This window comes from Niveispirillum sp. CC-CTL257, assembly GCF_059489915.1.
Window position 1 is genome coordinate 514474 of the sequence record NZ_JCAJXE010000004.1, and the last position, 23071, is coordinate 537544.

The window sequence follows — 23071 nt, forward strand, 5'->3', positions numbered from 1 at the left end:
GTTGCTCATGGGGCGGCCGGGCTGCGCGTTACCAGCCGGACGAAGCCGACGACAGCGAGAATGAACAGACTGCCCAGCAGGGCCGTGATAAAGCTGATCACCACGGACAGAAGCGGCTGCGGGCTCACGGGTTCCGCTGTCACGCTGATCGGGTCCAGCACCTGGAAGGAGAAATACTCAGCGCTCTCCGCCTTTACGATCTTGCTTTCATTCTCGGAAATCCAGCGGATCATATATTCCTGAACGCCACGGCTCTGCTCGCCCGTGAACCGCTCGCGCAGCGCCGCATTCTCCTTCTCATAGACCGACAGCTTCTGCTTACGCAGGATCTCATCCTGCTCGCGGATCACCTGTGACAGGAACAAGCGAGCGAAGACCGGGTCGTAATGGCGGAAAGACAGCCGCGTGGAGCGATTGTCGGAATTCTTCGCGACATCCAGGCTGGACAGGACATAGGCCCGCATCTCGAACGGTGTCGGTGCCACTGCTGCCTTCATCCCGAAGACAAAGCGTAATGTCCGCCCGATTAGCGCCACCGGCGATGAAGACGGCTTCCACTGCTTGGCCGCAGCATCCCAGCGATCAATGAAAACGGTCTGAGCGATGGTCGGCTGTTCCAGCAAACGCTCCGCCAACTGAATGGACCCCATAGAGGCCAGGAAATTGGCAAAGTCCGGGTTCGTAGCACCGCCCCCCATCAGCGCCTGGGCCAGTGATCCACCGGTGGCGGCACTCAACCCATCCATTCGCGTATCAGGCGGCAACATTTCCAGCGAGGCCTGATACTGCTTCGTAGAGGACAGGAAGACAGCGATTGTGATCAGGAAAATACTGAAAAACAGCACCAGCAGCAGACGAGCGCGGCGACGGTAGAACCGGATAATGTCATAGATGGTGAAATCCATTTACCAAATCCTTGCCAGGTTGCTTTCAGGCAACGCCATCAATCCATCAACAGGTTCCAATTGCGCCGCAGGGCGGCGCCGTCGGCGGAGTTCACCTGACCGATCAGCGGCCGGCGGGTGCTCAACGTCTGCCCACCATCACGGGTCAGGGGACGCCACAACCAGCCCAGGCTGCCACGGGTCGATTTCACATAGAGATTGTCCAGGGGGATGACGAAGTAAATGCCCTTGTCGAAGCGGCCTTCACCGAACTTCTCTGCGGAGACATTAGTGAAGGTGGCAAAGGCACCAACGGTGATCCCGCTGTCGAAGGTGCGCGACATTTCAAAGGTCGCCCCCTCGTCACCCGCGAGATAGCGACCGACCTTCACATTCATGTCAACGCCCAGCGGCTCGTAATGATAGTAGCCGGTCAGGTGACCGGTCACGACATCATAGGGGCGGAATTTGAACCACTGGTCATAGTCGCGTTGCTTGGCCCAAGCCACGTCCAGCCCGATGGCCCATTCACTGCCAAACGGCTTGTACATGACCTCGCTGCCGACACCGCCGAACATCTCTTCCAGATAGCCGCCGTAGACACGGGCATAGGTGTCGGTCGCGATACGGGTCGTATAGTCTGCCTGCAGGTAGGTCATGGCCGTCGTACCCTGCTGCAGGTACTCCTTGATGTCCGATCGGACATGCGGCAGCAGGCTGTCCGACGGGACACGCATCTTGTCGAAATTATTCGAAACATCAATGCCCAGACCACCGGCCACATTCAGCCCAGGCGCCAGGACCAGCGTACCATTCAGACGCACCCAGGCCTGATACAGGATAAAGCTTTCCGGGCGGCCCAACGTCTGCCGCAACGCAGGCCGAATGTTCCAGCCGACGCCCGGATAGCTCGTCTCCTCGGGATGGCTGGCATCCTCGGCCTTGGCCGATGGGCGCTCAATCCGGGTCCGCATCCAGGCTTCCTCGATAGACCCGCCATAGGGAGACAGGGCGCGTTCCAGATCGGCACGGAACATTGTGGCGGACAGCATCTCGATGCCGTTATCCACAAAGATGATCTCGATCTCCTGATATTCCGGCGGCAGCACGGCGGCGGCGGTGCGGGCAGCACGGCCGATGGCCTTGGGTATCTGCCGATAACGACCGTTACCCAGGAACAAGGTGACCTTCGGAGCTTTGTAATCCGCCGCAGACAGGAAGAAGCCCTGCTTCTGCAACTGCGTCAACAGTTCCTTCCGCACCGTCTCATCCGGCGCCTGACCGGTAACGGCAGGTACGGCGTAGAGCGCCGGCACCGGGGCCGGACTGCTGACGCGAAGGCCGGCATCCTTGCGCAGGCTCTCCGCCTCAAAGCTGGTGACCATCCAGGGCAGGTTGTATTCCACCCTTGTCACCTTGATGCGGCCATTGAAATCAGGCGCCAATTCCGCCGCCCGACGGGCCAGATCATAGGAAACGGTGGCACCGTCGCGGATCGGGGCGCCGGTGACCGTGATATGGATCTCGCCCGTTATCCGGGTGAAATGTTGAAGCGACAGACCGTCCAGCGCCGCCTGTCGTCCAAGACCGGTACGCACGTCATCAGTGGGCTGGGCAGGCAATGACGGGGCCGTCGGGGCCGCTCCCGTCATCGACACAGCAGACGCAGACGGGATCAGAGGCGGCGGCGGCGCATCGATCTTACCGGGGCCTTTAGCTTGATGAAAATTTGTTGTCGTTGCGAAACGAAGCATGGCTCTATTGCCACGTTCCAACGCAGCACCAACCTGAAGCCAGTCCCAGGGCTTGTAATCGAAGCCGACATTCAGAGGCACGGACTGTTTCAGATCATTGTCCAGCGGCTCACTCTGATAGTCGTTCGGATCATATTCCAGCTTCAGCCGCAGCCCTTCCACCGGCGTTTGCCATGCAACGCCGCCAAAAAGAGCAACCGGGCCGCGGAAAAAGTCCGTGGACAAAGCACCACCACCCGCTGTGAAGCCGGTTGGACGCTGCTTGAACTTCTTGGAGATCAGGCCCAACGGGTTCCCGAAATGATTCTGGGTGCCCATATTGCCCCAGCCCATACCAAGCGATACGTCAAAGTCACCGAAGCTTTGGTCTGCAACGATATATTCGGAACCGAAAAGACCTGTACCGGCGATATCCCGCAAACCCACGGCAACGTTCGGCCAGGTCGCATCGCCTTCGACCAAACGCAGCTTCACGTCGATGCCACGGTCCTTATAGGACTGGTCACCCGAGAATTCCTCAGGCCCGTAGAAGCGGTTGGCGACGCTGGTATAGCGCAGTGTTGCTTCCAGCCAGGGCAGGCCCTGGACCGTGATGAAGTAACGTGAATAAGGCCAGACATAGGTAAAGCCGGCATAGGCCTGCCCATCTGGGGCCGCGCGGGCAACCGGGGTCTGTATCAGGCCGGTGCCACCGAAATCGTTCACCGTCTCCGGCGGCCGCCACGGCAGGAAGGGGTTGTTCTCCTGGGCGGCAACCGGAGCCGCCATCGCCAGAAGCGCGATGGCGGCGGTTGCCGTCCTGCCGAAACGGAACATGGTCACGATCTATCCGCCTCAGTTCCGGGAAATCACGGCCAGCGACGCCGCCGACAGAGCCAAATCGCTCAACAGACCCACGACCGTGCGGGTCATGGTCAGGAAGTTGAACGGCTGCGGATCACGTGGCACCACGATAGTGGAGCCCGGCGGGATCGGGACACTGCCGTCGCTGAAGCGACCCAGGCTCAGTGGTTCGGATTCGCCGTTGGGATAGATCACGAACGCGTCGGACTCTTCCGCAGACGAGGTGACACCGCCGGCCATCTTGATGTAATCGCGGGCCGCCTTGCCACTCTTGAACATCACGGATCCGGCATTCAGAACCTCGCCAGAGACCGTCACATGCGACGGGCGCTTGGGGATGATCAACTCATCGCCCGGCTCCAGCACGAAATCAAGTTCGGGACGGGCAGCCAGCACGGTGGGATCAACCTCCACCACCACACGACCAACAGCCTTCGTGGCTTTCAAGCTGGCGATCAGGCTCTGCAGGAAGGGGAGAGCCTGGCGGGCCTGCTCAGCCTCCTGGCCCGACGCACTGGCCATCACGCTGGGGATGGACTGTTCCAGCTCAAGTGCCGCACGGCGGAAGCCCGCCTCCTCCGCTTCGCGCACACGCTCCCGCGTAAAGACAGCACCGTAGGGATAGGCCTCCGGCGTCAGGCCATCGACGCGGCGCAGCAGATCGGACAGGCGCTCCCCGCGCTTAATGTCATAGCGGCCTGGGCGTAGCACCTCACCTGACACCTTGACGACGCCAACCTCACGCTTTGCCACGCGGGCGGCAATGCGAACCACATCACCTGGGTTGAGCGTGGCCTGATTAAGCTGACGCAAGCTCATATTGTCGGTGCGCTCACCCTGGACACTGGTCATTTCCACAGCATCAGAATCCGCGTCCAGTGTGACGCCACCAACGGCCTTCATCACAGTATCCGCCTTGGCACCCGGCACAACCGGGTAAACACCGGGGAATCGGACCTCCCCTTCAATCGAGATCGCGTACTCGAGAAGGAAGGGCAGCAGATCGGGATGGCGATGGAAGATACGCGGGCAGGAGCGGATATCAATCACGGATGTATCCGCGAGCTGGCGCGAGCCGGTACGCATCGCCACGGCATAACGCTGCTGCAAACCTTCTGATGCCAGAGAAGCCAAGGTCTGAAGCCCGCCACACTCTACGTCGGACTCGACAAGGCGAACCCCGGCCGGATTGGTCGGGTCCTGATAGGTGCCAATCAGACGACGTGGTCGGCCAGTGCCGTCGCTTTCACGCCCATCCTGGAAATCATCGCGGGGGGTCAGCAACTGACGGTCGCGGTCCTGCTGATAGGCCTCATAGGCATCGTAGCCCGTGCCGGCTGACCGCGCCGGGTTAGTGCGCGACTGGCTCTGCGGGCCGGTCTGGCGGCTGCTCGCGTCGTCCGGCGGTAAGGAGGTGGCGCCCGCCATGGCCAGCTTCTCACCGTTGATCGTCCGATCCACGGCCAGCTTCACGCTGGGCGGCTGCTCGCCACGCAGCACCGCCTGGACGTCAGCCGATCCCAGGTAGCGAACATCTGCCTGACTGAGCACGATGACCCGGTCGCGCTCCCGCAGCGACACATTCATGGACCCATCCATGACGCGCTGCAGATCAACCGGCACATAGCGACGCTGCCGCGTGACAGGATCCTCTGTATCGATGACAGCCAATGGCAAGTAGGGGTTCGCCGACAGGACATAGGGTTCGCCGATGACATCGCGCAGGGTCTTGGCCTGTGCCAGACCACGGCTGCCCGGCATCTCTGCCGCACCTTCGAGAGCGAAGGCATCACGGGGTAGCTCAACGGTGACGATGTCCCCGGCGAGAACCTTAGCGCCGCCGCCAGCGTCGCGAAGCACCTGATTACGGCCAGATTTGTCCAAGCGAAGAATGTCGATACGGTTGCCGCGCGCACGCTGCGCGCCGCCCGCCAAATCCAGCACAGATGACAACCCCGCCTGGTCGGCCTTCAGTTCATAAATACCTGGACGAACCACGTCACCCTGGATCGCCACGGTTTCACCGATGGCGGGAACCACGATCTGGTCGCCATCCTGAAGCCGAAGGTCATTCATCGTGCGGCTGCCCAGCAGCACCTCGTAAAGATCGACCGACAAAGTCTGGCTGCCGCGCAGAATCTTCAGCGACCGCAGCGAACCCGATTTCTGGATGCCATCAGCCAACGACAAAGCATCGACAAGGCTGGAGAAGCTGGTGAGCGTGTAACGACCGGGGGCACGAACCTCACCCGTGACCAGAACGCCGATGGAACGCACCGAACCGACAGAGACGAAAACATTCGTCTGGATGAAGGCCGTCTGCGCCTGCGCGGTCAATTCGTCGCGGAACTCCCCGAAACGCCGACCGGCGGCGGCCACCGGAACCATGTTGGGCAGCACGATACGGCCTTCGCGGTCGACACGCACACTGGTCGTGCTGTTGACCTGGCCCCGCAGCGTCACAACCAGTTCGTCACCGATGCCCAGAATGTAATCGTCTGGCACTGCGCCGTTCAGCAAATTGTTCGTGGTCTGGCGGCGTTCATTGCGCAGATCGTAACCAAACTGCTCCAGCCGCTTGCCCCCGCGCTGGCTATATTGCCGCTCCAGCGGTGAGGGTTGGCGACGTTCCGCCTCGTCGGTGAAGGCAGGATCACGCGGGTCACGCGCATCAAACTGCGGCTGGCCGGATGGCATGTTGAGATAGCCGTCAACTCCGCGGCCAGCCCTGGCCCGGTCCAACTGGCTTGTGGCGTCCTGCTGCGTGTTCCCTCGCTGGCCGAGCTGGCCCTGCAGGCTGCGAAGATCGATGGCCCCGTCGGACAATTCGATGGTCTGGGCGCCGGCCGGCATCATGGCACTGACAACCACGGCAGCACATGCTAGACCGAACCGCAGGTGCCGCCCGCTGACGGCGCCCTTGTATACACGACGCATCGAGTTCTCCATGACACTTCCCAAAAGCGATCCCAAAGGCCACAAGACGCTGCTCAACCGTCGTCAATGCCTTGGCATGGTCGCCACCACCGTGCTGCCGGCAATCGGTCTGACGGCTTGCGGAGACCTGGGTAACACTGAATCTCCGTACTGGGCAACTGTGGCGGCGGTGGGGGGCTTTGGCGGCAAGGCACCAGTGACGCGCACGCAGGCCGATGCCCTGCCCTACGCCTCAATCCTGGCCTGGTTGGAAGACAGCAGTCAGGCTTTCATGGTGCTGGGTGAAATCGGCAGAAATGGGGCACTTTATTATTATAGTCAGACGAGACAGGTGCTGGTGACGCGCGGGCCGTTCCTTGTGCAGACTGTCGGGCTACCCGGTGACGTGTCACGCACGATTCTTACGGGTGACAATGTCCCTGACCTGCGCAGCCTGATTGGCAAGGATTTTGTGCGGCATGTCGATATTCAGGCCGCCGGCTTGTTCGATATTCCGGTGAAGGGCCGGTTCAGCGACGCCGGAACTGAAAAAATCACCATCCTGGAACGCGACTTCACACTGATGCATCTGCGTGAAGATGTCGTGATGGCGGGGATGAAGCCGTTCAGCAACGATTACTGGGTTGAGCCATCGACCGGCTTCTGCTGGAAAAGCCGTCAGCACATTCATGACCGCACCGAAGCGGTGAATATCGAGATCGTGAAGCCCGCCGCCTGAGGGCCGGCATTCACCAGTTTTCATCCAAGCCGGCTTATAAACAAGAAAAGGACCCCCGAAATGTTCCGAGGGTCCAGTTCTAAAAGCCCACAGCCTGCTGGTACGGACCCGATTAGCGGGTCGACGTCGCCGTACGGGTGCTGGTGCTTGTCCCGGTTGGCGTGGTCTGGGTACCTGGGCCCGGACCCGGGCCAGGACCCGGCTGCTCTTCATCACCGCCACCCGAAGCGGCAGCCACAACGCCAGCAACGGCGACGGCGCCAACAACGGCAACAGTGCCCAACGAACCCAGGGCGACGCCCGAGGCGCCAGCACCAGCGGCGGAACCGGTAGCGGTCGAAGCAGCCGCCGGCGCGGCGCCGGAGGTGCTCTGCGCAGAGGCAATGCCCGGAGCGGCGCCCAGTGCGATGGCGAGCGTCAGAGCCAGGAGTTCCTTTTTCATTGGTAAATTCCCCAGAGGTTGGACCGATGTGCCTTATACCACTTCTTTTTCGCGTTGCGAGAGGCTTCTTGTGCGTGGCTGAGGTCAAAATACCACCATGCCAATCTGCATCAAGCGTTTCCTGCCGCGACAGATCGTGCAGCGTCAGCGGGCCAGCGATGCACAACCACGTTATAGCTGTGGAATATCAATAATTTATGACGCAACTGCGTCAGTAGCGCAATGCGCCTGCCCATCCGTACTGCATAGGGCGCGTGAAAGCGGCCTACGGCAAAATGGCGAGTGTTGCGGTACCGCAACGGCGAATGGATATAGAAGCGTCAATGGAATGAGAGCCAATATTCGAGGACCTGCGTGGATGGGAAAATGCATTTCCGGCTTCGCAGACCAGCGATTCGGTTTATACCTTTTGGTGGAGGTACAATTCGAATGCAGCGCAAGACAGCAGAACGGACCATTCAATTGCAGTTGGGTTTGCTGCAGGAAGATCTGGCCCGACTTCAGAATCGGTGCGCCGGCATGCCCATGCCGCCCGACGTGACCATCGCCTTGCGCCAGTTCAAGGAACTGGGGCCAGCCTTCGAAGCGGTAGCCGCCTTCACTTCCGTCATGCGGTCAAACACCGGATCACTGGACGAGGAACGGCGCCTTCAGGTCCAGCGCCAGCTGCGGCAATTGACCGTGGCACTGTGGCAACTGCATCTAAGCGCCGTCGCACCGCGCCTGGAGAAAATGGCAGCGAACATCGCGCACATGCCCATTGGCACGCGATTCGTGCTTGAGCGATGGGTGAAACAACTTTCTGAAATGAAGGATGACACCGAGATCCTGGAGGGGCTGGAACCGTCCTTGCTGATACGGGTGGAAGAGATGGCGCAGCGTCTTGTGAACGATACGCCCGACCTGATTGATTTCGGGCATGGCTGATCCAGGGCGCTAGCCAACTGTGCGGACGCATGTGTATCCTCCACGCCATCTGCCGCCTCACCGTCCACGAGTGCGGCCACCAATGGAAAACAGCCACGCAATGAGCAGCATCCTCGATATCCTGAAGCCCTATGGTCGCCCCAGCCCCAAGGAAGAGTCGATTCTCGACGCCGTTCTGGAGCGGCTTGGTCGCGGCTCTCTGTCCCCGGAAGATGCAATCGACGAAATCATCGAGCGGCTGAACTGGCCGTTGGAGCGCGCCGCAGCGGAAGTCGACGGCTATCTGGAATAAGGCGGACCGGGCCGACCGCATTATAAGCTTTAGGATAGGGCGCTACTGTCAGGCTGGCTTGCACGGCTTGATTACGTCATCGTCGCTGCATGGAAGGTGAAGATCCATCCCGTCGCTGCACGTCCCTGACAAGCTGAGCGGACCGACAGCCTATGCGCCTGCGCCTGCTTATTCCCCTGCTGATCGTGGTGATGGCCACCGCCCTGGTGGCGCTGGCCATGCTGGGGCTGTCCCGCGACTGGAATGACAAGCGCGCGGCCGACCGTTACCTGGCGGCGGATCAGGCACGCGGCATGCTGGTGGAATTGGCCCTGGGTTGGGCGCTGGAACGGGGCACAAGCTTTGTGTTACTGGCCGAGGCGGAACCGGCCGCCCAAGCGAAACTGGTGCCCCTGAACACGGTCCGCGCCCGCACCGACAGCCAACTGGACCAGCTGCTCCTGCACCTTTCCCATCGCGATCAAGCGCCAAACGGGGCGGAAGAACTGCTGGCCACGCTTCGGCAGGCGCGAAACACGCTTGTAGAACTTCGCCGCGAACTGGACACGGCCTTGCAGCTTTCCGGGCGTTCCCGCCCCGATGGGCTGGAGGAACGCTGGTTCGGGATCATGACGGGCCTTATCGACCAGGCCCGCCTGTCGCATCAGATGCTGGCGGATCGGTCCCCCATTATCGACCCGATCATTGCCGCCCATGCCCCCTTACGCCAATCCGCGTGGATTGCGGCGGAACAGGCCGGGCGGCTGCGAGCCCAGCTGTCGGCGACCCTGCTGCGCGGGGCGGGGCCGAACGATGTCGAAAGGCTGGCCGAATCCGAAACGCGGTTCACCCTGGCCTGGGAGAATGTGCGGCAGCTGGCAGCGCAAAGCGATGTCGGCATGGAAAGTGTGCGCATCGCCACTTCGGCGGCCGACAGCCTGATGTCGAACCGGATCGAACCCTTCCGCCGGCGGGCCATGGACATCGCCCGTGCCAGCCAGACCGACCCGGTGATGGCCGCCGACTGGTTCAGCATGGCCACGACAGGCATTGACGCGGTGGAGGCGGTGCTGGCCGCGTCAAAAACCGTCACCGAGGGACAGTCCCGCCGCCTGTCAGCACATGCCCTGGTCAGCCTGACCTGGGGGGTTCTGCTGGGCATCGCCACCCTGATCATCGGCGCCATGGCACTGGCGCTGGTGCAATGGCGGGTGCTGCGCCCGCTGGCGCAGCTTACTGAAGTGTTCGAGCAGATCGCACGGGGTGAAACCGATGTGGTCATGCCTGACATTTCCCGCCCGGATGAGGTAGGAGACCTGTCACGCGCCGCAAGCGCCTTCCGCGCGGTGCATCTGGCCGGACACTCGCTGGCCGATGCCTTGCGCCGGCGCGAGCATCTTCTGGATCTGTTCATCCGGCATGCCCCGGCCGCCATCGCCATGCTGGACACCAGGATGCGCTATGTCGCGGTCAGCCGGCGCTGGCTGACTGATTACGATCTGGCCGAAAGGGACCTGATCGGCCGTTCGCATTACGAGATATTCCCCGAGATTGAGGGGCGGTGGCGCACCATCCATGAAAAATGCCTGGCCGGCGACCATGCCAGCGCCGCAGAGGACCAGTTCCAGCGCGCCGATGGCTCCGTTGTATGGCTGCGCTGGGAAATCCACCCCTGGTACGACATTGACGGCAGCGTTGGCGGCATTGTGATGTTCACCGAGGTGATCACGGCCCGCAAGCAGGCCGAGGATGAGATGCGCCGCCTGACCAGCGAGCTGCAGGCCATCGTCGACAGTGCCGACAACGCCATCATTGTCACCGAACCCAACGGGGTGATCGCGGCCTTCAACCGCGGGGCGGAGCGAATGCTGGGCTATGCCGCAACGGAGATAGTCGGCAAACAGACACCCAAGCTTTTCCACGACAAAACGGAAGTCGCACAGGCGATGACCAAGCTGGCGGCCAGCCTGGGGCACCCGCCAGCCGATCCGTTCGAAGTCTTCGTGCATCGCGCCAGACAGGGCAAGCGCGACCAGCGCGAATGGACCTATATCGCCCGCGACGGGCGACGGTTCCCGGTGCTGCTGTCCGTGACCGCCATCCGCGACGGACAGGGGCAATTGACGGGCTTCCTGGGCGTGGCCAACGACATCTCGCACCTGAAGGAGATGGACCGTCTGAAGTCGGAGTTCATTTCCACCGTCAGCCACGAGCTGCGCACACCGCTGACCGCCATCCGCGCCTCATTGGGCATGATCAATTCCGAGATGTTCGGGATCCTGCCCGGCGAGGCGAGGCAACTGACTGATATCGCACAGGAAAGCACCGAACGCCTGATCCGGCTGATCAACGACTTGCTGGACATAGAGAAGATCGCCTCGGGCAAGATGCGTTTCGACATGGAGCCACGGTCGCTTCCTTCCCTGCTGGACGATGCGCTGCGCGATCACGCGTCCCTGGCAGAGCGGACGGGTGTGAAACTCTGCCCAGGGACAGGGCTGACACCCGAAACAAGGCTGAACCTGTCCGTGATGGCCGATGCCGACCGGCTGGCACAGGCCTTCGCCAACCTGATCTCCAACGCTGTCAAATTCTCCCCACCCGGCAGCAGCGTGACAATCTCGCTGGAGGAACGCCCCGACGGTCTGGTCAGGGCCACCGTCGCGGACCAGGGCATCGGCATCGACGAGGCTTTCAGACCCCGGATATTCCAGCGCTTCGCCCAGGCCGACGGGTCCGACAGCCGGGCCAAGGGCGGTACGGGACTGGGTCTCGCCATCACGCGCGAGATCGTGGAACGTCAAGGCGGGCGCATCGGCTTCGACAGCACGCCCGGCAACGGCACGCGCTTCCATATCGACCTGCCGGTGGTTCGTGACGCCTGCCCTCTGCCACAACCCGTCGAGCAGGCGAGTGAGGCTGCCGACATCCTGATCTGCGAGGATGATCCCGTGATTGCCCGGCTTCTGTCGCTGATGCTGTCACAGGCCGGCTTTATGCCGACCGTGGCGGCAACGGCGGGAGAAGCCATGTCCCTGCTGGCCCGCCGGCAGTTCCGGGCCATGACCCTGGACCTGATGTTGCCCGACCTGCCGGGGGCCAGCCTGTTCCGCGCCATTCGGGCCCAGCCGGAAACGCGCGACCTGCCGGTCATCGTGGTGACGGCCAGCGGCGACGGGGAACGTGATGCCATCGAGGGAGAGGCCGTGGGCGTCATCGACTGGCTGGCCAAACCCATTGATGAGGAACGGCTGATTGCCGGCCTGCACCGGGCGGTAAAGGCCAGTGCCGACGATAGGCCGCGTCTGCTGCATGTTGAGGATGATGAGGATATCCGCGCCGTGATCCGCCATCTCCTGTCCGGGCACGCAGAGATCATGGCCGCATCCACACTGGCGGAGGCTCGGGACGCGGCGACGTCGGGCCCCTTCGATATCGGCCTGATTGATATCGACATGCCGGATGGCTGTGGTCTGGATGTGATCCCTCATCTGCGCGACCGCCACGGCCTGCCCGCCCCCATCGTCGTTTTCACCGGCGCGGACGCCGGACCCGTGAAGATGCGACAGGTGGAGGCCACCCTGGTCAAGTCCCGGGCCCGCAATGAGGAACTGGTGGACACCATCCGCCGCCTGATACATAGGATGGCCCCCGATCAGGAAACCGGCGCAATGTCAGCATCCGTGGAGCACCGTCAATGATCCCCGTGCTTGAACGCATCCTCTATGTCGAAGATGAGGAGATGCTGCGGACTGTCACCAATCTGGCACTGACCCGTATCGGCAAATTCACGGTGCAACTCTGCGACAGCGGCACCAAGGCGGTTGATCTGGCCAAGAGCTTCAGGCCGCACCTGATCATGCTGGATGTGATGATGCCGGTGATGGACGGACCAGCGACCTTGCGCGCCCTGCAGGAAGACCCGGAAACCTGTGACATCCCCGTGGTCTTCATTACGGCCAAGGTGCAACCGCGCGAGGTGGAGGCATTCCGCGCGCTTGGCGTCGTGGATGTCATCGCCAAGCCGTTCGAACCCATGGGGCTGGCCGGACAGGTCCGCGCCATCTGGGAACGGTTTCACGGTGGCTGACCCCATCTGTCACGCAACAGACATGGAACAGTGACTTTCCTGTCGCCATTGATGCGGTAAGTCCCCGGCGGTATCCACGCGCAACGGGGTCCGACCCATGTCGCCTGACCGTCCCTTCTCCGTGCTGTTCATTTGCCGCCGCAACGCCTCGCGCAGCCTGATGGCAGAAGGGTTGCTGCGCAAATGGGGGGCTGGTCGCTTCGACACTTTCTCCGCCGGCCCCGAACCCCGTGATGCAGCCGATCCGATCACACTGGACCTGCTGAACAAGGTGGGGATCGATACGGATACGCTGCGGCCTAAAGGTTGGGACCTGTTCACGGGCCCTGATGCCCCGGACCTGGATTTCGTCTTCCATGTCTGCGAACAATCGGCGGCCCTACCGCAACCGGCCTTTACCGGAAATCCGATGCGGGTTACCTGGCGGTTCCCCGATCCGCTTGCCCTGGAAGGGTCGGAAACGGAACGGCGCGCCCTGCTCAATCTGGTGTTCGGCATGGTCGAACGGCGGGTGAAACTGCTCTGCGCCCTGCCTGATCACCGGCTGGCCCGTCTCACCGCCTCGGACGTCTCAGACATCGCGCTGGCTGGCTGACTACCTCTTCCCTCGCGCTCCGCATCCGCGTTACACCATCCCACATACAGCAGTGGACATGGTGCGGGTATGAGTAAGGCGTGGGTCAATGAGAATGCGCGGGACGCCGCAGCCGACGATGATGACGGCGCCGATGATCCGCGCCCGCTGCCACCCGGCACCAAGAACCACATCACCCCGCAAGGGTTTGACCGCATGCAACGGGAACTACAGAACCTGCTGCGCGTGGAACGCCCGAAGATTGTGGAGATCGTGCACTGGGCCGCCGGCAATGGTGACCGGTCGGAGAATGGCGATTATATCTACGGCAAGAAGCGCCTGCGCGAGATCGACCGCCGCATGCGTTTCCTCTCCAAACGCCTGGAGATCGCCAATGTCGTGGACGCAGGCCAGCAGAAGCACCGCGATCAAGTCTTTTTCGGCGCGACCGTTACCTATGCGCGTGAGGATGGAACGGAAAATACTGTGACCATTGTCGGCGTCGATGAAACAGACATGGGTCCCGGTCGGATTTCCTGGGTTTCCCCCGTCGCGCGGGCTTTGCTGAAGGCGCGGGAAGGAGATGTCGTGTCCCTGCGCACCCCGGCGGGGCTGGAGGAGTTGGAGGTCGTGTCGATCCATTATCCGACGTCGGATGGCGCGACCTAACCTTCTGCGCCTGCCAAGACGGGAGACGATTTGTTACTTAATCCAGGTATCGAATGATCGCGCGGCCGGCTGATTGCCGCCGCCGGAGAGGCGATGGTGGTCGCATCTAAGAAGCTGTCCCTGATCCTGGCATTCACGCTGACCCTGATCTGGGGCGGCACCGGTATATTGCTGTGGCTGGAGCGGGAACGGACCCTGGATCAGGCACGCCGCGACGTGGCCAATCTGGCCCTGGCATTCGAAGAGCAATCCTTCTGGATTCTGTCGACCGTCGAACAGACATTGCGCACCGCCAAGGCGGAATTTGAAACCGACCCAGCCGGTTTCGATCTGCGCCGCTTCATGCGCAAACACACGATGCCCGAAGGTTTTGCGGTACAGATGTCGGTGGTCGGACCGGACGGCTATCTGATCGACAGTTCGCTGGGCATGGGGCCAGAGGCACGGATCACCAACTATCTCGACCGCGCCCATATCGCAGTGCATGTGGCCAGGGATACTGGAAGCATCTTCATCGGCCCGCCCATCGTGGGCCGCCTGTCAGGCAGATGGTCCCTGCCCATCAGCCTGCGGATGAGCAATCTGGACGGCTCATTGGCAGGGATTGTCATCCTGGCCATCGACCCGTTCTACCTGTCCGCCTATTTTCACAAGCTGGATTTGGGCGACAATGGCGTCGTTAATCTGCTGGGGGCCGACGGTGTCATCCGCGCCCGGTCAAGCCGCGCCGATAACGAGGACGGCAATACCGGGCTGGGCCAGGTCCTGGACGACAGCGCCCTGATGGCGTCCGCGCAAAGGGTATCACATGGCGTGGTGGAAAATATCAGCAGCGTCGATGGGATAAAACGCTTGCTGGCCTTCAGACAGGTCCGCTCCTACCCGGTCTATGCCACAGTCGGCCGTGCGCTGGACGATGTTTTGACACCCTGGTGGATTCTGACTTGGCGTGCGGTAGCCGCAGCCATTGTCGCCAGCCTGGGCATGGCCGCCCTTTTCCGCGCCCTGGCGCTGGAAGCCCGTCGCCGACGCGCCCAGGCCCGCGACCTGTCGGAGGCCAACCGCCTGCTGCGGCTGGGTGAACAACTGGCCATGGTCGGACACTGGCGTTTCGAGCTGAGTACCCGGCGGCTGACCTGGTCGGACGAAGTCTATCGCATCTATGGGCTGCGCAAGGACAGGTTCCAGCCGACGATGGAGGCCACGCTGGCCGCCCACCATCCCGAAGACCGCGACCGGCTGCGTGAGCTGGTAACTACGGCTATGCAGTCGGGCGCCAGTTACGAGATGGGCCTGCGCATCATCCGGCCCACCGGGGAAACCCGCCACGTCGTGACCCGCGGAGTGGTGGAATTCGGGGGCGACGGCAAGCCTTTCGCCCTATTCGGTGCCGTCAGCGATGTCACTGACCGTACCTCGCAGGAAGAAGCCCTGCTGAATGCGCGGCGGGAAGCCGAAGCAGCCGCCCGCGCCAAGACCGATTTCCTGGCCACTGTCAGCCACGAGCTGCGCACCCCGCTGAATGCCGTCATCGGCTTTGCCGACCTGCTGCTGACCGCCGACCTGCCGGAAATTGAAAGACGCCGCTATATCGGGCTACAGGCCGAAGCGGGGCGCACCCTGCTAGCCGTCATCAACGATGTGCTGGATTTCTCCAAAATCGATGCCGGCCATCTGCAGCTGGAGGAAATGCCGACCGATACGGTGGGGATGTTACAGACCTGTGCGGAACTGGTGCGGCCGATGACGCAGGAGAAGGGCCTGTCGCTGCGCATCGATCTTGCCGCCGACCTGCCGCCCTGGCTGATGCTGGACCCGACGCGTGTGCGGCAGGTGGTGCTCAATCTCCTGAACAATGCCGTCAAGTTCACCCAGGCGGGCCATGTCACCCTGTCGGCCACGACCATCGCCGGCGAAGGCGAGGGAAAGGGCTCGCTACGGATCGCGGTTGCCGATACCGGCATCGGCATCGCGCCGGAACGTCAGCAGCAGCTGTTCGAACCGTTCCATCAGGCCGATGCCTCCACCGCCCGCCGCTATGGTGGTACCGGCCTGGGACTGGCCATTTGTAAACGCTTGATCACATTGATGGGCGGGCGGCTGGGGCTGTCCAGCGAAGCAGGGCGTGGCAGCCTGTTCTGGATCGAAATCCCCGTACACCCCACCGATCCGCCAAACAACGCACCGGCCCTGCCGACACCCGGCGCCAGCGAGGATGGGATTGATGCACGGCCCCTGCATATCCTGGTGGCAGAAGATCTGGTGGTGAACCAGTTGCTGGTCCGCGCCATCCTGGAACGGGCCGGGCACCGCGTCGATATCGCGGTCGATGGGGCTGCCGCCTTGGCGGCGGTGGAGCGCACCGCCTACGATCTGGTGCTGATGGATGTGCAGATGCCGGGCATGGATGGCCTGGAAGCGACGCGCGCCATCCGCGCCTTGCCCACGGTCGCCGGCCGTATTCCCATCATCGCGCTGACCGCCAATGCCCTGCCGTCGGAGGTGGAACGCTGCCGCAAAGCGGGCATGAACGACCATATCGCCAAGCCGATTGAAGCCAGCCACCTGATCGCCACCCTGGCCCGCTGGTCACAGCGGATCGGTCCGGCGCCAGTGCAGACCCAGGGTGCATCCCCAACCGATGCAACGGTGCTGTCGCACGACATGCAGGCGCAGTTGGAGGCGCTGATGGGGGCCGGCCCCCTGTTGACCATGATGGAAGAAGTGGCGGTCACCCTGCGCCAACGGGCAAGCGTCATCGCCAATCCCGCGACCGCATTGGACGTGGTGCGGACCCAGGCGCATTCCATCGTCTCCCTGTCGGGGAATTTCGGCCTGATGGAACTGTCGCAGGCAGCCCGTACCGTGGAGCAGGCCATCGATGCGGGTGCCGACCGGGCAGCCCTTGAGGTTTCCCTGGCCCGCCTGGCCGCCGCCGGGAACCGGGCGCAGGCGGCATTGGCCAGCCGTATTCCAGAACTGGTCCAAAGCAGCGCTGTGGAGACCGCTGCGGGAACGGAAGGCTGACCCTTGCAATCGGCCCCTTGCCATCGGCGTATGGAACGGCCATGAAGATGGGATCGTTTCGTGCCGGAAAGTATGATCGCGATGCTTACCCAGCGGGCAAAGTACGCCCTTCGCGCCTGTATCCATCTGGCTGACCATTTCGAAGACGCGACAACGGTCCAGATCGGCGAAATCGCAGCAGCGGAAAATATTCCCGCCAAGTTCCTGGAAGCCATTCTGCTGGACATGCGCAAGGCGGGCCTGCTGCAAAGCCAACGCGGGCGGCATGGCGGCTACCGTCTGGCCCGGGCTCCGGAAAACCTGTCGGTCGGTGACATCATCCGTGTCATCGACGGTACCTTGGCCCCCATCCGTTGCGCCAGCCGGCTGAAATTCGAACCGTGCGAAGATTGCGATGATGCAGCCACCTGCGTCATCCGCTGGGCCATGTTGAAGGCGCGCGATGCCATGGCCACGGTCCTGGACCGCTGCACCCTGGCCGAAGCCTCGCGCCGGCGGCGGTCACTGAGCCACCCGCTCGATTTCGTGATCTGACAGATCAAAACAAATGGCGCAGGCGGCGCAGGCGGGCTTTGGAATAATATTTGCCGACCATGGTGACCAGGGTCAGCTTCATGAAGGACAGGGCCCGCCAGAGAATCGGTACCTTGCGCAGGAAGTCCAGCCGCCGCGCCAGCGCATTTGACCGCGCCTCCACACTACCGATCAGGTTGGTCTTGTTGCGGTAATCCTCGTGCTTCGCGTTGGGTGCCCCGTTGGAGACGGGGTGACTGGGCATGCAGATGTCGCGGCGGACCTTGAACCCGACAATCGATTCATAGAAATGCAGGGAGAAGATGGTGTCCTTGTAGGGCAGCCTGGAAAACGGCTCGTTGATGCCCGGAAAACGGCTGTTGATATTATCGACCAGCACCTTCGCCCATTCGATGAAGGAATAGCGGGTCGGGTAGCCGAAATCCTTGAAATAGCTGGTGTGCGTATCCTCTACCGCGATCAGGCCGCCATCGCGGATATGGGGCAGCGCCTCGCACACGGTCACGATCTGCTGTTCAAACGTATGGCCGCCATCATCCAGCAGCACATCCACGGTTCCGATTTTTTCGAAAAGCGCCTGCCAGAATTCAGGCTTGGCCTGATCGCCGATATGGATTTCGAACCCATCCTGCTCCCAGCGTTTGGCGGCAGGGTTGAAATCAACCCCGATGATCCGGGCCTGCGGACCAAAGAATTCCCGCCACATGAACAGGGAACCGCCGTTCAACACCCCCACTTCAACGAAGGTGATTTGCCGATTTCGATATGATGAAAATAAATCTTCGTAAGTATGAAAATATGATGAGTGCTTAATAGATGAATACGGAGATCGCATATAGCATTTATAAATATCTGTTTCTTCATGAGGATGCATATCAACCGAAGATTGATTTGTATTTGTCTCAATTTCAGCCGATAGAGCCATATTCCTCACCTTAAAAAGGTTGGACGATTCTTCTCCTCATATAACATTCTTTATGAAGTGGCGACAAATCATAAGAAATCCCCAAATGGCAGTAGACATTTGGGGAGGCTGTGTCAGCTCTTACGGGGGCCATACCGTTTCTTTGGCGCACCACGAAAGCCTTGGGGCGGCTTTGGTTTGCCCCCGCCGCCGGGCCGTCCGCCAGGGCCTTTGCCCATGCGCTGACGTCGCGCCGTGCTGGCCAACAGTTCCGAGAGGCGTCCCGCCACCTCCGCCCGCCGCTCCTCCACCGCCTTGCGGTCGGGAAACAGGCGGGGAAACTTGCGGCTGGCCCAGTAATAAAGGTCGCAGGAGCGTGACAGCTCCTCCAGCCCGTAATCATCCAGCCGTTCCATCCGCGCCGGCACGACAAGGCCCAGCGGCACCGGCTCGTCCGTCTCCACGGCGCGCAGTATCTGATTGAAGAAGCGGGCATCCACTTCCTTCTCGGGATCGCACGGCATGAACAGCAGGGAGAGCTTCTGTTCAAAGCCGATATCCCGTTCGTCCAGGGCCTGGGCCAGACGGCGCAGGGCCGACAGGTCGGCCACGCGATAGGGGCTGCCCGTGGTCCGCGCCGCCGCGAAACAGTCGATCAGCAGCATCATGCTGTCCCGACCGATCCGCCTGGCAAGGCGGTCGACCATGGCACGGGTAGGCCGCACCGTCAGGGCGCGGCGGGCGCCGAAGGATGGGTCATGGCGGGTCCAGATGGTGCGCAGCTGCTGCACCGTCCCCTTGGCCACCACACCGAATTCGCCGACCTCGTGATGGCCATACCGTCCGGCCCTGCCCGCGATCTGTTTCAGCTCAGCCGGCGCCAGTTCCCGCTGTTCCACCCCGTCGAACTTTTCCAAGGTGGTGAACAGGACGCGGCGGATGGGCAGGTTCAGTCCCATGCCGATGGCATCGGTGGCGACCACCACATCCGCCTCGCCATTGGTAAACCGCTCCGCCTCGCGCCGTCGCACCTCCGGCGCCAGCGCGCCATAGATCACGGCGGCGGTCAGGCCTTTGGCCTGCACGATGTCGCGGACCAGATGCACATTACGACGGGAGAAGGCGATCAGGGCATCGCCCTTGCGCACATCCTCAAATTCCAGCCGCTGTTCGATCATGTGCAGCGGCTGCTTGCGTTCCAGCCGCACAATCTCCAGCGGTTCACCCAAATAACCCGCCACCCGTTCAATCAGCGGCAGCGCCTCCGGCGCGCCCAGCAGATAGACGGTACGGGCCGCCACCCCCATCAGCGCCGCTGTCCAGGCCCAGCCGCGATCCTTGTCGGCCAGCATCTGGATCTCGTCGATGACGGCGACATCCACCACCTGTTCGGGGTCCAGCATTTCGATGGTGGAAGCCAGATGCCGGGCGCCGGGAACGCGGATTTCCTCTTCCCCCGTCAGCAGGGTGGTGGGCGTCCCCTCCCGGTTCAGCCGGTCCATCACCTCCAGCGCCAGCAGGCGCAGCGGGGCCAGATAGACACCCTGCTCCGCCTCATGCAGCGCCGCCATGGCACGGTGGGTCTTGCCGGAATTGGTGGGGCCGACGACGGCCACCAGTTTGCGCCCCATGGACCGCGCCGTGGGGAACAGACGCTCGAACTTGGCGAAGTCGAACTCGGTATTCACGAAGGTACGGCCGCGCGCGACCGCACGTTCACGCAGCCAGGTATCCGCCACCTCTTCCCAGCGGCGCAGGATGTCATTGGGCTGATGGTTGGTGCGGGCAACGCGGTAGAGACGCTGGGCCAGATTCTCAAAGGTCCAGCTGTCATCCGCCTCGCCAACCAGACCATGCAGCTGCCACAGGCGGGCCGCTACATCCTCCAGTGCCGCTTCCAGCAGCTGACGCAGCTGTGGGTCTTCCACCAGATGCTGACGCAGGGTGGCGTCGTCCAGACCGCTCAATTCATCGATGTCGAAGCTGCGCGATACTTCCAGGCGAATGGGCCCCGGCATCTCGGCAAAGGACAGCTCGTCATGGGCGCGCGCCCGCACCCGGCTTTTCGCCTCCGCCGCCAGCAGGGCGATATGCGTCCCCTCCAGCGCGCGGCGCCCTTGTTCCAACAGTTCGGCACGGCGCACCAGCCGCGCCACCAGCCCCTCAATCTCCAGCGCCACGGCATCGCGCCGCTCCGCCATCACCACCAGATCGCGCCGCCCCTGTGGCAGCGGCAGGCCCAGCGGCACCATGCCATAGGCAGCCACCTGCTCTATCCGGTCCAGGCCCAGACGGCCGACGGTGGTAATCTCCGGGTGATGCCGGGCAACAGAGAAGACCATATCCGGGTCCATCGCCACTGACGGCTCCGGGGGCAACATATCCATGGGGAACGCTACTCGAAAAAGGTGATTTCGCAGGCGCACACTATGCCCGCGATCCAGCCTTTTGCCCAGGGGCCGGGCGGCATGGCTTCCTTGTGGACAGGGGGTGGGGGATAGGGACTTGAACCCCGCCCCAATCCGACGCAAAACCTGCGGACGGCCCGCCTGCCTTTCTGCCGGAGTGATGATGCGCCCCGCCCGCCTTGCCCGCCCGACCTGCTCGCTGCTGTCCGCTGTCGCGTTGAGCCTGCTTCTGTCGCTGCCCGTGGCGGCAGCGCCAACCCTTACCGTCAGCAGGGAGGTCGGCTTGCCGCTGCAGGCGGCGAAGGAGGCGCTGGCCGCAAACCGTTTTGACGCCGCCCTGGCCGCCATCGACAAGGCTGCCGCCGTACCCACCATAACGGCGGAGGAAAAATGGGCGGTGGAGCAGACGCGCGCCGCCATTTTCAAGGCACAGGGGCGCTTCGACAAGGCGGCCATCGCGTTCGAGGCGGCGACCAGTCTGGTGACCCTGTCCGCCGCCGATCAGGCGGGTGCGCTCGAAACCCTCTCCCAGCTTTGGTACCGGGCCGGCAATTATGCCAAGTCGGCGGAGTTCGGGGAAAAGGCCATGGCCGCCGGCAGGCTCAGCGATGCCTTCCGTCAGATGGTGGCAGAGGCCTATTTCCGGGCCAAGCAGCCCGCCAAAGCCGGCAAGCTGGCCCAGGCCTTGATCGAGGATCAGCGCAAAGCCGGCCGCGCGCCCTCAGCGGAAGTGCTGCAGCTTCAGGCGGCGTCGGAATTCGGATCCGGCAATATCGAGGGCTATATCAAAACCCTGAAGCAGCAGCTGCGCACCGACCGCAGCAAGGAGAACTGGCTGCGCCTGTTCAACGCCATGCAGCAGGCCAAGCCCATCCCGGAGAAGCTTGACCTGGACTGGGCCCGCCTGCGGCTGGCGGCCAATGCCTATGAGAACCCCGACTCCTTCACCGAAATGGCCCAGCGCGCCATGGTGGAGGAACTGCCTGCAGAAGCCGCCGCGGTGCTGGAGCGCGGCTGGTCGCTGGGCATCCTGGGCAAGGGGCCCAAGCAGGACCGGCATGAACGCCTGCGCGAATATGCCGCCAAGCAGCTGGCCGCGCAGAAGCAGGAACTGGCGGCCCGGCAGCGGGAGGTAGCGGCGGGCAAGGATGCCAATGCCATGGCCAAGCTGGGCATGATCCTGGTCTCCCTGGGGCAGGCGGATCAGGGTATTGCGATGATGCAGCAGGCGTTGAAGGGCAAGCTGCTGTCCCCCCATGTCGTCCGGCTGCGGCTGGGCATGGTGCAGTACCGGGTGGGACAGACCAAAGCAGCGGCCCAGACCATGGCGTCGCTGCCGCCCGGCAGCGACGAGGGGCGGCTGGCCGAGGTCGGGGCCTTGCTGTACCCGGCTGCGAACTGATGCCATGAGCAAGCAGCCGCCCGTTCCCACGCATCTGGACGCCCCGCGCACCAACCTGCTGATGCGGTCGGGGCGGTGGGTAAACCTGTACGACCCCTCCCCTGCCGATATCATTCTGGAGGATTGGGTGACGGGCGCGTCGCGCGTGGCCCGCTGGGGCGGGCAGACGCGGGGCGATACCGCCTACAATGTCCTGCAGCACTCTGTGTTGCTGGAGCAGGTGCTGGTGACGTTGCTGGCGCCTGATGCCAGCCCCGCCCTGCGGCTGGCGGCCCTGATGCATGATCTGCATGAAGGCGGCGGGTTGGGCGATGTCGTCACGCCTTATGGCAAGCTGTTCGCCACGGCAGGCCTTAAGGAGGTCAAGGCCAGGCTCGACCGCGCCCTGTTTCTGTCTGTGGGCCTGCCGTCGCCCCTGCCCATCTCCTATACCGACCTGATCAAGAAGGCGGACAAGATCACGGCGGTATCGGAAGCAATACAGCTGATGGGCTGGCCGGAGAAACTGGCCCGCCGTGACATTGGCGGCAATTACCGGGGCAAGCTATGGACCGATCCCATCCATGTCGTGGGGGAGGCGGATGCGCGTGTCCTCTGGTGGGAACGGTATCGGGCCGTTGCGGGCGGGACGGCACAGCCTTGATCCGGGGCCAAACACCCGGAATCAAAACGCCACCGGGCGCGCGG

Annotated in this window: 16 protein-coding genes; 11 read left to right on the plus strand and 5 right to left on the minus strand. The window is 62.7% G+C overall.

What is annotated here, in order from left to right; genetic code table 11:
* Nucleotides 1–5 precede the first annotated feature (5 nt).
* The 3 genes from ABC729_RS22825 to ABC729_RS22835 are packed head-to-tail and all read right to left on the minus strand — an operon-like array spanning nt 6 to nt 6337.
* Nucleotides 6–905 (minus strand): hypothetical protein, encoded by a 900-nt coding sequence (locus ABC729_RS22825; protein ID WP_495609911.1) that lies wholly within the window; start codon nt 903–905, stop codon nt 6–8.
* Between the two features lie 38 nt (nt 906–943).
* Nucleotides 944–3454: a YjbH domain-containing protein gene (locus ABC729_RS22830; RefSeq protein WP_495610183.1), complete on the minus strand. Its 2511-nt coding sequence runs from the start codon at nt 3452–3454 to the stop codon at nt 944–946.
* Nucleotides 3455–3472: 18 nt separating this feature from the next.
* Nucleotides 3473–6337: an SLBB domain-containing protein gene (locus ABC729_RS22835; protein ID WP_495609912.1), complete on the minus strand. Its 2865-nt coding sequence runs from the start codon at nt 6335–6337 to the stop codon at nt 3473–3475.
* Here ABC729_RS22835 and ABC729_RS22840 point away from each other — a divergent pair.
* The 9 genes from ABC729_RS22840 to ABC729_RS22880 all read left to right on the plus strand — a co-directional run bounded on the left by ABC729_RS22840 (nt 6336) and on the right by ABC729_RS22880 (nt 17670).
* Nucleotides 6336–7136, plus strand: a complete 801-nt coding sequence (locus ABC729_RS22840) for a YjbF family lipoprotein (protein ID WP_495609913.1) — start codon at nt 6336–6338, stop codon at nt 7134–7136. The genes ABC729_RS22835 and ABC729_RS22840 overlap by 2 nt on opposite strands.
* Before the next feature lie 871 nt (nt 7137–8007).
* Nucleotides 8008–8505: a hypothetical protein gene (locus ABC729_RS22845; protein ID WP_495609914.1), complete on the plus strand. Its 498-nt coding sequence runs from the start codon at nt 8008–8010 to the stop codon at nt 8503–8505.
* Nucleotides 8506–8605: 100 nt separating this feature from the next.
* Nucleotides 8606–8797, plus strand: coding sequence for a hypothetical protein (locus ABC729_RS22850; RefSeq protein WP_495609915.1), 192 nt, complete (start codon nt 8606–8608; stop codon nt 8795–8797).
* Between the two features lie 152 nt (nt 8798–8949).
* Entirely contained in the window at nt 8950–12477 is a 3528-nt protein-coding gene (locus ABC729_RS22855) for a PAS domain S-box protein (protein WP_495609916.1), read from the plus strand.
* Nucleotides 12474–12866: a response regulator gene (locus tag ABC729_RS22860; RefSeq protein ID WP_495609917.1), complete on the plus strand. Its 393-nt coding sequence runs from the start codon at nt 12474–12476 to the stop codon at nt 12864–12866. The genes ABC729_RS22855 and ABC729_RS22860 overlap by 4 nt, the downstream gene beginning before the upstream one ends.
* 97 nt (nt 12867–12963) lie before the next feature.
* Nucleotides 12964–13461, plus strand: coding sequence for an arsenate reductase ArsC (locus ABC729_RS22865; protein WP_495609918.1), 498 nt, complete (start codon nt 12964–12966; stop codon nt 13459–13461).
* A gap of 69 nt (nt 13462–13530) precedes the next feature.
* Nucleotides 13531–14109, plus strand: coding sequence for a transcription elongation factor GreB (gene greB, locus ABC729_RS22870; RefSeq protein ID WP_495609919.1), 579 nt, complete (start codon nt 13531–13533; stop codon nt 14107–14109).
* A gap of 93 nt (nt 14110–14202) precedes the next feature.
* Nucleotides 14203–17136, plus strand: a complete 2934-nt coding sequence (locus ABC729_RS22875) for an ATP-binding protein (protein ID WP_495609920.1) — start codon at nt 14203–14205, stop codon at nt 17134–17136.
* 72 nt (nt 17137–17208) lie between these two features.
* Nucleotides 17209–17670 carry an RrF2 family transcriptional regulator gene (locus ABC729_RS22880; protein WP_495609921.1) on the plus strand — a complete coding sequence of 154 codons (462 nt, stop codon included), beginning with the start codon at nt 17209–17211 and terminating at the stop codon, nt 17668–17670.
* 4 nt (nt 17671–17674) lie between these two features.
* On the opposite strand, the gene ABC729_RS22885 is transcribed toward ABC729_RS22880, so the two are convergent.
* Both ABC729_RS22885 and ABC729_RS22890 read right to left on the minus strand, forming a co-directional pair.
* Nucleotides 17675–18595 carry a class I SAM-dependent methyltransferase gene (locus ABC729_RS22885; RefSeq protein WP_495609922.1) on the minus strand — a complete coding sequence of 307 codons (921 nt, stop codon included), beginning with the start codon at nt 18593–18595 and terminating at the stop codon, nt 17675–17677.
* A 113-nt stretch (nt 18596–18708) separates the two neighbouring features.
* Nucleotides 18709–20961 carry a helicase-related protein gene (locus tag ABC729_RS22890; protein WP_495609923.1) on the minus strand — a complete coding sequence of 751 codons (2253 nt, stop codon included), beginning with the start codon at nt 20959–20961 and terminating at the stop codon, nt 18709–18711.
* Nucleotides 20962–21142: 181 nt separating this feature from the next.
* Here ABC729_RS22890 and ABC729_RS22895 point away from each other — a divergent pair, with 181 nt between their 5' ends.
* Nucleotides 21143–22384, plus strand: coding sequence for a tetratricopeptide repeat protein (locus ABC729_RS22895; RefSeq protein WP_495609924.1), 1242 nt, complete (start codon nt 21143–21145; stop codon nt 22382–22384).
* A gap of 4 nt (nt 22385–22388) precedes the next feature.
* Nucleotides 22389–23027: a hydrolase gene (locus ABC729_RS22900; protein WP_495609925.1), complete on the plus strand. Its 639-nt coding sequence runs from the start codon at nt 22389–22391 to the stop codon at nt 23025–23027.
* The last annotated feature ends 44 nt before the right edge of the window (nt 23028–23071 follow it).

Excerpts from the sequence above, each read along its gene's own strand:
- ABC729_RS22860 (WP_495609917.1), top strand. The coding sequence starts at position 12,474 with ATGATCCCCGTGCTTGAACGCATCCTCTATGTCGAAGATGAGGAGATG.
- ABC729_RS22890 (WP_495609923.1), bottom strand. The coding sequence starts at position 20,961 with ATGGATATGTTGCCCCCGGAGCCGTCAGTGGCGATGGACCCGGATATG.
- greB (WP_495609919.1), top strand. The coding sequence starts at position 13,531 with ATGAGTAAGGCGTGGGTCAATGAGAATGCGCGGGACGCCGCAGCCGAC.
- ABC729_RS22895 (WP_495609924.1), top strand. The coding sequence starts at position 21,143 with ATGATGCGCCCCGCCCGCCTTGCCCGCCCGACCTGCTCGCTGCTGTCC.
- ABC729_RS22885 (WP_495609922.1), bottom strand. The coding sequence starts at position 18,595 with ATGGCTCTATCGGCTGAAATTGAGACAAATACAAATCAATCTTCGGTT.
- ABC729_RS22900 (WP_495609925.1), top strand. The coding sequence starts at position 22,389 with ATGAGCAAGCAGCCGCCCGTTCCCACGCATCTGGACGCCCCGCGCACC.
- ABC729_RS22865 (WP_495609918.1), top strand. The coding sequence starts at position 12,964 with ATGTCGCCTGACCGTCCCTTCTCCGTGCTGTTCATTTGCCGCCGCAAC.
- ABC729_RS22840 (WP_495609913.1), top strand. The coding sequence starts at position 6,336 with ATGGCACTGACAACCACGGCAGCACATGCTAGACCGAACCGCAGGTGC.
- ABC729_RS22880 (WP_495609921.1), top strand. The coding sequence starts at position 17,209 with ATGATCGCGATGCTTACCCAGCGGGCAAAGTACGCCCTTCGCGCCTGT.
- ABC729_RS22830 (WP_495610183.1), bottom strand. The coding sequence starts at position 3,454 with ATGTTCCGTTTCGGCAGGACGGCAACCGCCGCCATCGCGCTTCTGGCG.
- ABC729_RS22875 (WP_495609920.1), top strand. The coding sequence starts at position 14,203 with ATGGTGGTCGCATCTAAGAAGCTGTCCCTGATCCTGGCATTCACGCTG.
- ABC729_RS22855 (WP_495609916.1), top strand. The coding sequence starts at position 8,950 with ATGCGCCTGCGCCTGCTTATTCCCCTGCTGATCGTGGTGATGGCCACC.
- ABC729_RS22850 (WP_495609915.1), top strand. The coding sequence starts at position 8,606 with ATGAGCAGCATCCTCGATATCCTGAAGCCCTATGGTCGCCCCAGCCCC.
- ABC729_RS22835 (WP_495609912.1), bottom strand. The coding sequence starts at position 6,337 with ATGATGCCGGCCGGCGCCCAGACCATCGAATTGTCCGACGGGGCCATC.
- ABC729_RS22825 (WP_495609911.1), bottom strand. The coding sequence starts at position 905 with ATGGATTTCACCATCTATGACATTATCCGGTTCTACCGTCGCCGCGCT.
- ABC729_RS22845 (WP_495609914.1), top strand. The coding sequence starts at position 8,008 with ATGCAGCGCAAGACAGCAGAACGGACCATTCAATTGCAGTTGGGTTTG.